At 59.1% G+C, this 14,281-nt stretch carries 12 protein-coding genes; 1 reads left to right on the top strand and 11 read right to left on the bottom strand.

Annotated features, from left to right (window positions below):
* Positions 1 to 48: 48 nt before the first annotated feature.
* Together VJ698_RS09830 and VJ698_RS09825 are read right to left on the bottom strand one after the other, a co-directional pair.
* Positions 49 to 2,067, bottom strand: coding sequence for an ATP-dependent DNA helicase (locus VJ698_RS09830; RefSeq protein WP_324102559.1), 2,019 nt, complete (start codon positions 2,065 to 2,067; stop codon positions 49 to 51).
* A 44-nt stretch (positions 2,068 to 2,111) separates the two neighbouring features.
* A complete protein-coding gene (locus VJ698_RS09825; RefSeq protein ID WP_324102558.1) occupies positions 2,112 to 2,312 on the bottom strand; it encodes a YdcH family protein in 201 nt (66 codons plus the stop codon).
* 247 nt (positions 2,313 to 2,559) lie between these two features.
* On the opposite strand from VJ698_RS09825, the gene VJ698_RS09820 reads away from it, so the two are divergent.
* Positions 2,560 to 3,366, top strand: coding sequence for a PP2C family serine/threonine-protein phosphatase (locus VJ698_RS09820; RefSeq protein ID WP_324102557.1), 807 nt, complete (start codon positions 2,560 to 2,562; stop codon positions 3,364 to 3,366).
* 50 nt (positions 3,367 to 3,416) lie between these two features.
* Here the strand turns inward: VJ698_RS09820 and VJ698_RS09815 are convergent, their stop codons facing one another.
* The 9 genes from VJ698_RS09815 to VJ698_RS09775 form a co-directional block, all read right to left on the bottom strand.
* Positions 3,417 to 4,013 carry a hypothetical protein gene (locus VJ698_RS09815; RefSeq protein WP_324102556.1) on the bottom strand — a complete coding sequence of 199 codons (597 nt, stop codon included), beginning with the start codon at positions 4,011 to 4,013 and terminating at the stop codon, positions 3,417 to 3,419.
* Positions 4,014 to 4,224: 211 nt separating this feature from the next.
* Positions 4,225 to 5,322, bottom strand: coding sequence for a cell division protein ZapE (gene zapE / locus VJ698_RS09810; protein ID WP_324102555.1), 1,098 nt, complete (start codon positions 5,320 to 5,322; stop codon positions 4,225 to 4,227).
* A gap of 175 nt (positions 5,323 to 5,497) precedes the next feature.
* Positions 5,498 to 5,896, bottom strand: a complete 399-nt coding sequence (locus tag VJ698_RS09805) for a hypothetical protein (RefSeq protein ID WP_324102554.1) — start codon at positions 5,894 to 5,896, stop codon at positions 5,498 to 5,500.
* 8 nt (positions 5,897 to 5,904) lie between these two features.
* Positions 5,905 to 7,332, bottom strand: a complete 1,428-nt coding sequence (lpdA, locus tag VJ698_RS09800) for a dihydrolipoyl dehydrogenase (protein ID WP_324102553.1) — start codon at positions 7,330 to 7,332, stop codon at positions 5,905 to 5,907.
* Positions 7,333 to 7,427: 95 nt separating this feature from the next.
* Positions 7,428 to 8,681 carry a 2-oxoglutarate dehydrogenase complex dihydrolipoyllysine-residue succinyltransferase gene (odhB, locus tag VJ698_RS09795; protein WP_324102552.1) on the bottom strand — a complete coding sequence of 418 codons (1,254 nt, stop codon included), beginning with the start codon at positions 8,679 to 8,681 and terminating at the stop codon, positions 7,428 to 7,430.
* Between the two features lie 60 nt (positions 8,682 to 8,741).
* Positions 8,742 to 11,597: a 2-oxoglutarate dehydrogenase E1 component gene (locus tag VJ698_RS09790; RefSeq protein ID WP_324102551.1), complete on the bottom strand. Its 2,856-nt coding sequence runs from the start codon at positions 11,595 to 11,597 to the stop codon at positions 8,742 to 8,744.
* 218 nt (positions 11,598 to 11,815) lie between these two features.
* On the bottom strand, positions 11,816 to 13,129 hold the full coding sequence (gltA, locus tag VJ698_RS09785) for a citrate synthase (RefSeq protein WP_324102550.1): 1,314 nt from the start codon (positions 13,127 to 13,129) through the stop codon (positions 11,816 to 11,818).
* 73 nt (positions 13,130 to 13,202) lie between these two features.
* Entirely contained in the window at positions 13,203 to 13,472 is a 270-nt protein-coding gene (locus VJ698_RS09780) for a succinate dehydrogenase assembly factor 2 (protein WP_324102549.1), read from the bottom strand.
* Between the two features lie 92 nt (positions 13,473 to 13,564).
* Positions 13,565 to 14,275: a succinate dehydrogenase iron-sulfur subunit gene (locus tag VJ698_RS09775; RefSeq protein WP_324102548.1), complete on the bottom strand. Its 711-nt coding sequence runs from the start codon at positions 14,273 to 14,275 to the stop codon at positions 13,565 to 13,567.
* Positions 14,276 to 14,281: the final 6 nt, after the last annotated feature.

Genomic DNA, 14,281 nt, shown 5'->3' with positions numbered 1-14,281 from the left:
GATCGGCGGCCCGTGCCAGAATTTTGGGCACGACTAGTATAGCTACTATCAGGATGCCTGTGCGCCGTCTTCCTGCTGCTCGCCGCGAAAGAATGCCTGCACAACTGCCGGCTCGCGGGTCCGCTTGAACGGCGGGAGGCTCTGCCATATGCGACGGCCGTACGGCTTTGAAATCAGACGTGGGTCGCAAATCATCAGCACGCCGCGGTCGGTTTCATCGCGAATCAGCCGTCCGGCGCCCTGCTTCAGGTTGATGATAGTCTCCGGGAGCTGGTGATGGACGAAGCCGTTCAGCCCTTTCTTTTCCAGCGCGTCGATGCGCGCGGCGAGCACCGGATCGTCCGGTGGCGAAAACGGCAGCTTGTCGATAATGACGAGCGATAGCGCCTCGCCCCGCACGTCGACGCCCTCCCAGAAACTCTGGCTGCCGATCAGGACCGCATTCCCCGCAGCGCGGAAACGGTCGAGCAGCTCGGTTCGGCCCGCCTCGCCTTGCACCAGAAGCGGAAACGGCAGCTTGCGCTTGTCGAATTCCTCCCGCAGGCGCTCCGCGGCGCGGTTCACCGCGCGTATGGTCGTGCACAACAGGAAAGCGCGCCCTGCCGACGCTTCGATCACCGGCAATGCGGCATCGATCACGGCGTCGGTATAGTCAAAGGAGTTCGGTTCCGGCAGGTGTTCCGGAACGTACAGCAGTCCCTGTCGGCCATAATCAAATGGACTGGGCCAGGACTGCGCCGGCTCATCCCACAGGCCCATCTGCGAAATGTAGTGACTGAAATCGTTTTTCACTGCCAGCGTGGCCGAGGTGAAAATCCATGCGCGCGGTGAGCCTTCACGCTGCTTGCTGAAAACCGGTGCAATGGACAGCGGCGTCTGGTGCAATTGCAGGGACGAGGAAAATGCTTCGACCCAGAGCACACGCTCCTGTCCGGCCTCGACGTCGCCATGGCCGGCTTGCGCCTTGGCCCATGCTTCCAGCTTGTTGCCTAGCTCAATCGCCCGCACCCGGCATTGCTCGATGGTTTCCGCTCGCTCTGCCTGCTTCTCCAGCACCGCGGTCATCGCATCGAGTTCATCCTTCAGTTTCTCCAGCGCCGGGAAGAACGGACTGGAAGTCGCAATCTGATTGACTGCCAGGCGCACGACATCCTGGGGAAACGCCAGGCGCAGGTCGCGCGCGGCACGCTCGACCGGAGCAACGACCTTCGCCCATTCCGCGCCATCCCGCGCATGAGCCAGGCCTTCCGCCAGCACGTCGCGGCACAGCTCAAGCACTTGCGACGTTGACACAGTTTCGCCAAAAAACAGCGTCGCCGTCTCCGGAAGCTGGTGCGCCTCGTCGAAGATGATGGTGTTCGCCGAAGGCAGCAGCTCCGCCACGCCGGTGTCCTTGAGCGCGACGTCGGCGAAAAAAAGATGGTGATTGACGACGACGACGTCAGCCTGCTGCGCTTCCTTGCGCGCCTTCATGACGAAGCAGTCCTGGTAGTACTGGCATTCTGCGCCGAGGCAGGTATCGCGCGTCGAGGTAACGAGGTTCCACACCGGCGCCGACTCCGGCACGCGGGACAACTCGGCCTTGTCTCCCGAACTTGTGGTCTTGATGAAGCGCGAGATTTCGCGGAGATAGCCGACATCCTCACGCGAGGTGAGGCGGCCGTTCTGCAAGGTTCGTTCGAGGTGGAAGTGACAGACGTAGTTGGCGCGGCCTTTCAGGAGCGCGACCGATACCGGCGCACCGAGCGCCTTGCGCACCGTCGGAATATCACGCAAATAGAGCTGGTCCTGAAGGTTCTTGGTGCCGGTGGACAGAATGACCTTACCGCCCCAGAGCAGGGCCGGCACGAGGTAGGCGAAGGTTTTTCCGGTGCCCGTGCCGGCTTCGGCGATCAGTGTCTTCTGTCCGCCGATGGCTGCGGCGATAGCTTTCGCCATTTCGGTTTGCGATTGGCGCGGACGAAAACCGGCAACCGCGTGGCTGAGCGAGCCGTTCGCGTCAAACAGCTGTTCGATGTCGGCGTCGTGATTTCCCTGTGCGGGCGGTGAAGCGGAGTGTTCTGTCAAAGCGGATGGTAATCAGGGAGGTCAGTTTCCCATGCCCCGAAAAATCAGGCAGGAATATCGGGAATAAGTTGCATTTTAAGCAATGTTATATGATCCTTGAGCTGGAGCTTGCGCTTTTTCAAACGGCGCAGTTGAAGCTCGTCGTGCAGGACATCGCGGCTCAAGAGTTCTATGACTGCATCGAGATCGCGATGTTCTACCTCCAGCTCGACGATTCTTCGTTGTATTTCTTCCAGTGGGATCATGGTCTCGGAAATGAGTGTTTAGCCTATATTTTAAAAGTGAACGCGTTGGGCGCATAGCATGCGATCGCCCTCCTCCTTTGCCGATCTGTTCGCGGCACGCAGCCATCATGCATCAGGGCAACATTCAAATGTTGTTTATCCCCACGAAATGACATGAAAAGATGTAACAAACACCTACAAGTACACGACAAGATTTTGGTGCATGTAATAATTTTTTGCCCCACAGCAGTTTAATCCACCGACATCCATGAGCCAATACAAGATTGAAGCAGGCACCGGTCAGCACATCGGCGATCGCAAGGAGCAGCAGGATCGCGCTGCATTGTTTGCTGCGCCGAAGGCGCCCGGCTACATCATGGCGATTCTCGCCGACGGTATGGGAGGTCTCAGCGGTGGAGCGCTTGCGGCGGAGCAAGTCATTCGCAGCGCGAAACTGGCATTCGATCTCTTCTCGCCGCAGACCGATAAGGTTGAGAAGATCCTGGAATCGATCGCGCATGATGCGCACACGATCATCAAGCTGACCGCAATTTCGTCCGAAAAAAAGCCCCACAGTACGATGGTTGCGCTCGTCATCACCCCGGAACGAAGCGCGATCTGGGCGCATGTCGGCGATTCACGGCTTTACCGTTTCGACGGCCCCAACTGTGCCGAGCGCACCGTCGACCACTCCTACGTCGAAATGCTGGTCAAGGAAGGCAAGCTGCCGCGCGAGGAAGCGCAGAACCATCAATTATCGAACGTTCTTGTCAATGCCCTGGGATCGCACGAACGCGAGCCGGACGTCACCATCGGGCGTCACGACGGGCTCAAGGCGGGTGACTCATTCCTGCTTTGCACCGACGGTCTCTGGCACTATTTTTCGGATACCGAACTTGGCGCCGCAATCGCGATGAATTCACCTCGCCAGGCGTCGGAAATGCTGATCAACAAGGCGCGCGAACGGGCGACGGATGGCACGGGAGATAATTGCACATTGGCCGTTGTAAGACTGGTGGAACAGCCGCGGGAATCCAAAGCTTATACAGTCGGCAAGATGAAGCGCGCCGTGTAATTCCCAGGAACGCGGCGCGGCCTGATGAAGCGGAACGGCGCTGCACCGGCTTATTGTTGACCTGATTGCTGCTGGCCTGGTTGCTGCTGGCCCGCTTGCGTGTCTTGCCTGCCCTTGCGCTTTTGCTCTTTTTCCGCCTTCTTGAGCTCCACCTCTTTCTGATGCTCTTTGGCTTCCTCAACTTTTCTCTTGTAAGCGGCGACATTTTCCTCGCGCATTTTCGCCTCCGCTGCCTCTTTTGCGCGAATCTGCTTTAGCCTGGCTTCGTGCTTCGCAGTACGATTGTCGGAAGCCGGGCCCTTCCGTGGCAGTTCAGGTGCCTTTGAAGCTTGCGGTGTCTTCGCCATGTTTTCACCGTCGGGCGCAGCCATCTTCTGTCGCTCAGCCTCCTCTTGCTTTCGCACTTCCTGCGCCTGCCTGTCAGCCAGTGCCTTGTCCCGCTCTGCAACACGCGCCTTCCGCTTGAACGTATCCGCTTCCAGCTCGACCGCACGCACCGTCGCCAGCGCCTTGCGTCGCCGCTCTTTTGCTTCATCGATGCATGAGGTCGCAAAGAACCTGGATTGGCAGGCCTGCTCTTCAGCGGCGTAGCGCGCCTGAACCTCGGCACGCTCCTTTGCCGCGTCCGCGATTGCCGCATCCGCCATGTCATCCGACTGGATCGAACCCGACGGATAGCGCATTGCGACATTCGTTGACGGGGAAGTATCCTCTTGCCCGGCATGTGCAACAGGAAGAATCAGCATGGCGCCCGCGGCATGAAGTAGGCAGGCAAAGCCGAGGCGAAAGACGCCGCGACGGTTCAGACTATGCAGGATACGATTCATGGTGCCTCCCTCTTCGCACGTCAGGCGATTGTCATGCAATGGAGGCAATGACGTCGCGACGTTCGCTGATCATGTACTCGGTCGATTGCATCTCGATGATGCGCGAGACCGTGCGATGGAATTCATTGGCCAGCATGCCCTCGGTGTACAGCTCTTCCGGCTCCACTTCCGCCGACATGAGCAGCTTGACCTTGTGATCGTACAGGACGTCGATCAGCCAGGTGAACCGGCGCGCCTCGGACGACATCGAAGCCGACATGCGCGGCACGCCGGAAAGGATAACGGTGTGAAAACAGCTGGCGATTTCGAGGTAATCATTTTGCGAGCGCGGGCCGCCGCAGAGTGTCGCGAAGTCGAACCACACGGCTCCGCCGGCACGCCGCAAGGCCTTTATCTCGCGCGACTCGATGTGGATGCGCGGATCCTCGTCCGCGGTCTCTGCAATATTGGCAAAGGCGTTGCGCAACGCATGGTCCGCAGCGGCTCCCAGCGGAGTATGGTACATCTCCACTTGTTCCAGCGCCCTCTTGCGGTAATCGCGGCCGGCATCGACGTTCAGCACATCGAGCTTGCTCTTGAGCAGAGTGATCGCCGGCAGTACGCGATCCCGGTGCAGGCCATCCGGATAAAGGGTGTCGGGCATGTAGTTGGACGTCATGACGAACGATACGCCATTGTCGAACAATGCCTTGAGCAGGTTATACAGGATCATCGCGTCCGCGATGTCGGACACATGGAATTCGTCGAAGCAGATTAGCCGATATTTCCTGGCGATGCGCCTCGCCACTTCATTGAGCGGATCAGCCACGCCTTTCAGGTCGTCGAGCTGGCGATGCACGCCCCGCATGAACTCATGAAAATGCAAGCGGGTCTTGCGGACCACCGGGACAACCGAATAGAAGCTGTCCATCAGGAAGGACTTACCTCGCCCGACGCCACCCCACATGTAGACGCCGCGCGGCACCTCGGGGCGGCTGATCAGGCGCTTGATCTTGCTGGAGCGCTGCGATTTGTACGCAACCCATTCCTCGTATGCCTGCTGCAGCCGCACCACTGCCTTCAGTTGCGCCTCGTCCGATGTGTATCCGCGCTGTGCAAGCGCGTGCTCGTAATACTCCCTGACATTCATATCTTGTAAGTTCGCTTATCCCTGCCGTGCAATCATTCCAGTCGACCCGCCCTCGCTCGCATGAAAATGGGCGAGACGTGCTCGCCCATCAAACGAAAAACGGATACAAGGATGCAACCACCAGTGATTATGCCTATTCCGGGCGCTTTCAGCGGTGCAAGGCCCCGAGAGTACATCACTGGGGATTCATATCAACTGTCACCCGCGATGGGTAGGTGCCGCCGCCGAGGTTGATTGGGAAACTCAGTCCAACGCCCATACCGACGTGTCCGCTACCGCCGCCTGCACCCACGCCGACGCTCGATCCGACCGGGCTCGATGGCCTGTAGAGGACTTCCGAGGTTCGGTAACCCTCCTTGTTGCAGACAATGCGCAGGTCACCGCTGGGGTTTCCGACCATGACGGTTGCCGGCGTAGTCACATTCCAGTTGCCGGCACCGGTAGTGACAGCGCAACGGGCGCCCGGCAAGGTCTTGCCGCCAGAAGTCGTGTCAATAGAGATGCTGCCGCCGCTCGATCCTGTCGTGGCGCACGCCGCAAGTGCAAGAGACAGCAACAGGATCAAGTGGCGCATGAAGTCTCCTAGAAGTTGAGCGAACGCTTATCGACTGCCAGCGCCGCTTCCTTGGTAGCTTCCGACAAGGACGGATGTGCGTGGCAGATACGGGCAATGTCTTCCGACGAAGCGCGGAATTCCATCGCAACAACTGCCTCGGAAATCAGTTCGGACGCCATAGGACCGATGATGTGCACGCCAAGGATCTCGTCGGTCTTCGCATCAGCGAGGAACTTCACCATGCCCGACGTATCACCGAGGGCGCGGGCGCGGCCGTTGGCCATGAACGGGAACGTGCCAGCCTTGTACGCTACGCCTTCCGCCTTCAGCTGCTGCTCCGTCTTGCCGACCCAGGCGATTTCCGGTGACGTATATATGACCCAGGGAATTGTGTTGAAGTTCACATGACCATGCTGACCGGCAATGCGCTCAGCAACCGCAACGCCCTCTTCTTCCGCCTTGTGCGCCAGCATGGGGCCGCGCACCACGTCACCGACTGCCCAGACGTTGGGCAGGCTGGTCTTGCAGTCACCGTCGACCACGACGAAACCACGCTCGTCCAGTTTCAGGCCGATGCCTTCGGCATTCAGTCCGTTCGTATTCGGCACGCGGCCGATCGATACGATCAGCTTGTCGAACACGGCCTTCTGTGCATTGCCCTTGTCGTCGGTGTACTCCACCGTCACGTCCTTCTTGCCAGCGGTGATTGCGCCAATCTTGACGCCCAGGCTGACGGCCAGTCCCTGCTTGGCGAACAGCTTCTGTGCTTCCTTCGCAATCTGCTCGTCGACAGCGCCAAGGAAGGTCGGCAACGCTTCCAGCACCGTGACCTCTGCGCCGACGCGGCGCCAGACGCTGCCCATTTCCAGACCGATGACGCCAGCGCCGATCACACCGAGCTTTGCCGGCACGGCATCGATGGCCAATGCGCCGGTATTCGACAGGATCAGCTTCTCGTCGAACGCGACATTCGGGAGCGCGCGCGGGTTGGAACCGGTGGCGACGATGATGTGCTTGCCGGTGATGGTTTCCTCTGCTGCGCCACTCACCTTGATTTCGTAACCGGACGCATCACCCTTCACGAACGAACCATGTCCATGGAAGAACGTAACCTTGTTCTTTTTGAACAGGTACAGGATGCCATCGTTGTTCTGTTTGACGATCGTTTCCTTGCGCGCGATCATCTGACCCACATTCATCGACAAGCCCTTGACCTCGATGCCGTGCTCGGCAAACGCATGGCCGGCATGCTCGTAGTGTTCAGAGGATTGCAGCAATGCCTTGGAGGGAATGCAACCGACGTTGGTGCAGGTACCGCCCGGAGCCGCGCCGCCCTTGGCGTTCTTCCAGTCGTCGATACACGCAGTATTGAAGCCCAACTGCGCAGCACGGATCGCAGCGACATATCCGCCGGGTCCGCCGCCGATGACAACCACATCAAAATTCTTCGACATTTTCTTAACCTTTTTCGTAATCTGTTTCGCCGCAGGATGGATAACCCGCACGGAGCGGGATCAATCCGGCTCCGTGCGGGTCACGCGAGATGCTTTTACAGGTCGAGCAACAGGCGCGCCGGATCTTCGAGCGCGTCCTTCATTGCAACGAGACCGAGCACTGCTTCGCGGCCGTCAATGATGCGGTGGTCGTAAGACATGGCCAGGTAGTTCATCGGGCGGATCACGATCTGGCCATTTTCGACGACGGCACGATCCTTGGTCGCGTGCACGCCGAGGATGGCGGATTGCGGCGGGTTGATGATCGGCGTCGACAGCATGGAACCGAACACGCCGCCATTCGAGATGGAGAACGTACCACCGGTCAGCTCTTCCAGCGTCAGCTTGCCGTCCTTGGCCTTGACGCCGAATTCGGCAATCTTCTTCTCTATTTCGGCGATGGTCATCTGATCCACATCACGCAGGATCGGGACCACCAAGCCGCGCGGCGAACCCACAGCGATACCAATGTCAAAATAGCCATGGTAGACGATGTCGTTGCCGTCCACCGAAGCGTTGATGATCGGGTACTTCTTGAGTGCAGCGACCGCTGCCTTCACGAAGAAGGACATGAAGCCCAGCTTGACGCCGTGTTCCTTCTCGAACTTGTCCTTGTACTTATTGCGCAGGTCCATGACCGGCTGCATGTTGACTTCGTTGAACGTGGTCAGGATCGCGTTGGTGGCCTGCGATTGCAGCAGACGCTCGGCGATACGTGCACGTAGGCGGCTCATCGGCACGCGCTCTTCCGGGCGGTTCGCCAGGTCCAGTTTTACCGGCGCGGCCACCTGCTGGAGTGCGGGTTTCGGTGCAGCAGCGGCGGCAGGAGCGGGTGCTGCAGGCTTGTTCTGCAGGGCATTGATGACATCGCCCTTGGTGACACGGCCGTCCTTGCCGGTACCGGCAACTTGCGCGGCAGACATGTTGTTGTCAGCGAGCATCTTCGCAGCAGCCGGCATTGCGATACTGCCTGCGGCAGCGGCGGCAGGAGCAGCTGCGGCGGCAACCGGCGCGGCAGCTTGTGCCGGTGCAGCAGCTGCGGCAGGAGCCGCAACCGCGCCGGCCTTGGCTTCGGTATCGAGCTTGGCGATCACTTCGCCGGCGACGACGGTGCTGCCGTCACCCTTGAGCACTTCGATCAGCACGCCGGCGTCGGGTGCAGGCAGTTCGAGCACGACCTTGTCGGTTTCGATATCAATCAGGTTTTCGTCACGGGCGACGGCTTCGCCCACTTTCTTGTGCCATTGCAGCAGCGTTGCTTCTGCAACGGATTCCGACAGTTGCGGAACTTTCACTTCGATAATAGCCATGTAACTCTCCGTTTCGGTTTGTTCGGACGGCACGCCAGCTTCTAGCGTGCCGTCGGGTCTTTATTTGGTCAGGATGAAGCCCTTGAGCTTCGAGAATGCGGTGTCGATCAATGCCTTCTGCTGCGCATAGTGCTTGTCGTAGTAACCGACAGCAGGCGATGCGCTGGCCGGACGGCCCGCGTATGCCAGTTTCTGCCCCTCTTCCAGATTCTCGAAAATGTTGTGCTGGATCTGGAACCATGGGCCCTGGTTCTGCGGCTCATCCTGCGCCCACACCAGCTCCGTGAAGTTCGGGAACTTCTTCAGTTCTGCTGCAAACGTCTTGTGCGGGAACGGATACAGCTGCTCAACGCGAATGATTGCGACATCGGATGCGCCGCGTTCCTTGCGTGCGTTAACAAGGTCGTAATACACCTTGCCGGAGCATGCGACGACACGCTTGACCTTCTTCGGATCGATCTTCTCGTCGACCTCTCCGATGACGGTCTGGAACGAACCTTTCGCCAGTTCGGACAACGGCGAGCCTGCGTCCTTGTTGCGCAGCAGGGACTTCGGCGTTGCGATAACGAGTGGCTTGCGGAACAGGCGGATGACCTGGCGACGCAGCAGGTGGAAGATCTGCGCGGCGGTCGTCGGCTGAACTACCTGCATATTGTTTTCTGCGCACAGTTGCAGATAACGCTCGATGCGTGCGGATGAGTGTTCCGGACCCTGTCCCTCATAGCCGTGCGGCAGCATCATCACGAGGCCTGATGCACGGCCCCACTTGACCTCGCCGGAGCTGATGAACTGGTCGATCACGACCTGCGCGCCGTTGGCGAAGTCACCGAACTGGGCTTCCCAGATGGTCAGCGTGTTGGGTTCGGCGGTGGAGTAGCCGTATTCGAATCCGAGCACGGCTTCTTCGGACAGCACGGAGTCGATCACCGTGAACGGAGCCTGGCTCTCGGAAACGTTCTGCAGCGGGATAAAGCTGCCCGCATCCCAGCGCTCACGCTTCTGGTCATGCAGCACGGCATGGCGATGCGTAAAAGTGCCGCGGCCGGCGTCCTGCCCGGTCAGGCGAATAGCGTAGCCCGACGATACGAGCGACGCATAGGCGAGATGCTCGCCCATGCCCCAGTCGAGGTTGGCTTCACCGCGGCCCATTGCCGCACGGTCAGCCAGGACCTTTTCGACCAGCGGGTGCACCTTGAAACCTTCCGGAACCGTCGTGATGCGCTCGGCCAGACGCTTCAGTTCCGCGATCGGAACGGCGGTGTCGGCGGCATCGGTCCATTTGCGATTCAGGAACGGCATCCAGTCGACGGCGTACTTGCTCTTAAAGTTCGAGATCACCGGGTCAACGGTATGCTTGCCGGCGTCCATCGCATCACGGAAGGCCTTCACCAAGGTGTCGCCGGTATCCGGTGTGACCGCACCCTGGGTGACGAGCTTGTCCGCATACAGTTTCCGTGTGCCCGGATGCTGGCCGATCTTCTTGTACATCAGCGGCTGTGTCAGCGCAGGCGTGTCCTGCTCATTGTGGCCGAGCTTGCGGAAGCAGACGATGTCGACGACAACGTCCTTCTTGAATTCGAGGCGGAAATCAAGTGCGATCTGGGTCGCCAGCACGACTGCTTCAGGATCATCGCCATTCACGTGCAGTACGGGTGCCTCGATCATCTTGACGACGTCGGAGCAGTACAGCGTGGAACGGGTGTCGCGCGGATCGGAGGTGGTGAAACCGATTTGGTTGTTGATGACGATGTGCAGCGTACCGCCGGTGCCGTAGCCACGGGTCTGCGCGAGGTTCAGAGTTTCCATGACGACGCCCTGGCCGGCGAATGCAGCGTCGCCGTGCACGAGGATCGGCATCACTTGCGAGCCGTCCTTGTCGCCACGGCGCTCCATGCGCGCCTTGACCGAGCCTTCGACGACTGGATTGACGATCTCGAGGTGCGACGGATTGAAGGCCAGCGAGAGATGGATCGGACCGGCAGAGGTAGATATATCGGAAGAAAAGCCTTGGTGATACTTTACGTCACCGGCCGGAAGATCGTCTGCATGGCGACCTTCGAACTCGGCAAACAGATCCTGCGGCATCTTGCCTAGCGTATTGACCAGCACATTCAGGCGGCCGCGATGCGCCATGCCGATCACGATTTCCTGGATACCTTTGTCACCAGCGCGCTGGATGGCCTCATCCAGCGAAGCGATGAAGCTTTCGCCGCCTTCGAGTGAGAAGCGCTTCTGACCGACATAACGAGTGTGCAGGTAACGCTCAAGACCTTCGGCAGCTGTCAGGCGCTCAAGGATATGTTTCTTTTTCTCTGTGGAGAAATTCGGCGTGGAGCGTACGGATTCGAGGCGCTCCTGCATCCAGCGCTTCTGTGCCGGATCGCTCATGTACATGAATTCAGCGCCGATCGAGCGGCAGTAGGTGTCGCGCAATGACTGGAGCAAATCGCGCAGCGAAGCGGTTTCCGGGCCGAAGTACGTGTTGCTGATATTGAACACGATGTCCATGTCGGCATCGGTGAAACCGTAAAAGCTGGGCTCCAGCTCGGGGATGTTCGGGCGTTCCTGACGTTGCAGCGGGTCGAGATTGGCCCAGCGATTGCCAAGGAAGCGATGTGCAGCGATCAGTTGTGTTGCGGCGACGCGCTTGCGACCCATCTCTGCATCAGCAGTCGCGCTCACGGTACGGATCGGGCCCTGCTTGGCGCGCTCGGCGAAGGACGCGATCACGGGCGCATGGGCGACGTCGGGCCTGCTTGTGCCGTCAACAGCGGGAACGTGCTGCATGGCATCGAAATAGGCGCGCCAGTTATCAGGGACTGAACCGGGATTGTTGAGATACGCTTCGTACAATTCCTCAACGTACGGAGCGTTGCCTCCAAACAAATATGAGTTGGAGAAATACTGCTGCATCATTTTGCTCACCTTTCTTCGCGTTTCGCGAGATTAGCGGGTTTAGTTAACCTTCCGCGACACGGCCTGACCGGTTAGCGGATCGCACATCAAGTTGTGGGGAAGGGCTACGTGACGACCTGAAGTGGGGTTCCAGATTTTTGGAACCGATAGAATAGCATATTTATTTTGACCAATAAAAAAGCGAGCCGCTGGGGCTCGCTTTTCTTTTTGGCGTTGTATCAACCGCGCTTTGCCAAGGGAACCACGTCGCGCTTGGCGGAGCCAACGAACAGCTGGCGAGGGCGACCGATCTTCTGCTCCGGATCGGAGATCATCTCGTTCCACTGGGCGATCCAGCCGACGGTGCGAGCCATCGCGAAGATACCGGTAAACAGCGAAACCGGGATGCCGAGGGCGCGCTGCACGATGCCCGAGTAGAAGTCGACGTTCGGATAGAGCTTGCGCTGCACGAAGTAATCGTCTTCGAGAGCGATCTTTTCCAGGGCCATGGCCAGCTTGAACAGCGGGTCGTCATGCAAGCCGAGTTCGTTCAGCACTTCGTAGCAGGTTTCGCGCATCAGCTTCGCACGCGGATCGTAGTTCTTGTAGACACGGTGGCCGAAGCCCATCAGCTTGACGTTCGAATTCTTGTCCTTGACCTTGGCAATGAATTCGCCGATGCGTTCAACGCCGCCGTCGCGCTGGATTTCTTCCAGCATATTGAGTGCTGCTTCGTTCGCGCCGCCATGAGCCGGGCCCCACAGGCAGGCGATACCTGCAGCGATACAGGCGAACGGGTTGGCACCGGACGAACCAGCCAGACGCACGGTCGAGGTCGAAGCGTTCTGCTCGTGATCTGCATGCAGGATCAGGATGCGGTCGAGCGCACGCACCAGCACGTCATTGACCTTGTATTCTGCGCACGGCGTTGCGAACATCATGCGCATGAAGTTCGCGCTGTAAGACAGGTCGTTGCGCGGATACACGAACGGCTGGCCGATGGAGTACTTGTATGCCATGGCAACCAGCGTCGGCATCTTCGCGATCAGGCGGATTGCCGATACTTCACGGTGCGTCGGCGAATTGATGTCGAGCGAGTCGTGGTAGAAGGAAGCCAGTGCGCCGACCGTGCCAACCAGGACCGACATCGGATGCGCATCGCGACGGAAACCGCGGAAGAAGAACTGCATCTGCTCGTGCACCATGGTGTGGTTGGTCACGGTGTCCACGAACTTCTGCTTCTGTCCTGCGTTCGGCAGCTCGCCGTTGAGCAGCAGGTAGCAGGTTTCGAGGAAGTCGCAGTTGACCGCAAGCTGCTCGATCGGATAGCCGCGATACAGCAACTCACCCTTGTCGCCGTCGATATACGTGATCGACGAATTGCAGGATGCGGTGGACATGAATCCCGGGTCGTAGGTGAACTTGCCTGTCGCACCGTACAACTTGCGGATGTCGATGACATCCGGGCCAATCGTGCCTTTGTAGATGGGAAGTTCCAGCGACGGGGAACCGTCGGAGAACGATAGCGTTGCTTTGGTCTCAGAGTTGTTCATGGCTCTTCCTTCAAATGAGGACGGGTGAGTCGAGGTAAAAAAAAGCGAAAAACAAAAAGCTGATGGAGGTGCCTCAGGCCGCGCGCATCCGAGTCAGCAACGCATGGACGTGCGGCAGGTCTACGTCACCTGACGGTTCCCTGCGTCCCAGAAGCAGGTCCATCAATTCGTTGTCAGCCAGCTCCATCAGGCGCGAAAATGCATCGACCTCTTCATCCGTCAGCGTTTCCTCGTTCGCGTCGAGAAAACGCGTCACCAGGAGATCGTTCTCTAACAAGCCACGGCGCGCCCTCCAGCGCAAACGCGCACGCTTTACCGGATCGGCTTGATGGGGTGCAGACATAATTCCTCATTCGGTTTATTTCATGAACCCTCCGGAAACCATCCGGAAGGCTCGTGAAATAAGGCGGAAGCTTGCTCCCGCCCCTTGGATACTTACACTGCGCGGCGAACCAGCAGTTCCTTGATCTTGCCGATTGCCTTGTTCGGGTTCAGACCCTTCGGACACACGTCGACGCAGTTCATGATCGAGTGGCAGCGGAACAGGCGATACGGGTCCTCGAGGTTATCGAGACGCTCGCTGGTTGCCTGGTCGCGGCTGTCCGCGATGAAGCGATAAGCCTGCAAGAGGCCTGCCGGGCCGACGAACTTGTCCGGATTCCACCAGAACGACGGACAGGATGTCGAGCAGCAGGCGCACAGGATGCACTCGTACAGGCCATCGAGCTCTTCGCGTTCAGCCGGCGATTGCAGACGCTCCTTTTCCGGCGGCGGGGTATCGTTGATCAGGTACGGCTTGATCGAGTGGTACTGCTTGAAGAACTGGGTCATGTCCACGATCAGGTCGCGGATGACCGGAAGACCGGGCAGCGGGCGCAGCACGATCGGCTCGCTCAGTTCGTTCAGGTTGGTCGTGCAGGCCAGGCCGTTCTTGCCGTTGATGTTCATTGCATCGGAACCGCACACGCCTTCACGGCAGGAACGGCGCAATGCGAGCGAGTCGTCCACGTCGGCCTTGATGCGTTGCAGCGCGTCCAGCAGCATCTTGTCGGTGTCCTGCAAGGTCACCGTCAGATCCTGCATATACGGCTTCTCATCCTTGTCCGGGTCGTAACGGTAAATCTGAAATTTGAGAGTACGTGCCATGTTCCT

Origin of the sequence: Noviherbaspirillum sp. (assembly GCF_035254685.1) — a bacterium.
Lineage (GTDB): Bacteria > Pseudomonadota > Gammaproteobacteria > Burkholderiales > Burkholderiaceae_D > Noviherbaspirillum.
Note: the sequence above shows the minus strand (reverse complement) of the source record. Positions and strands in the feature narration are given on the sequence as shown.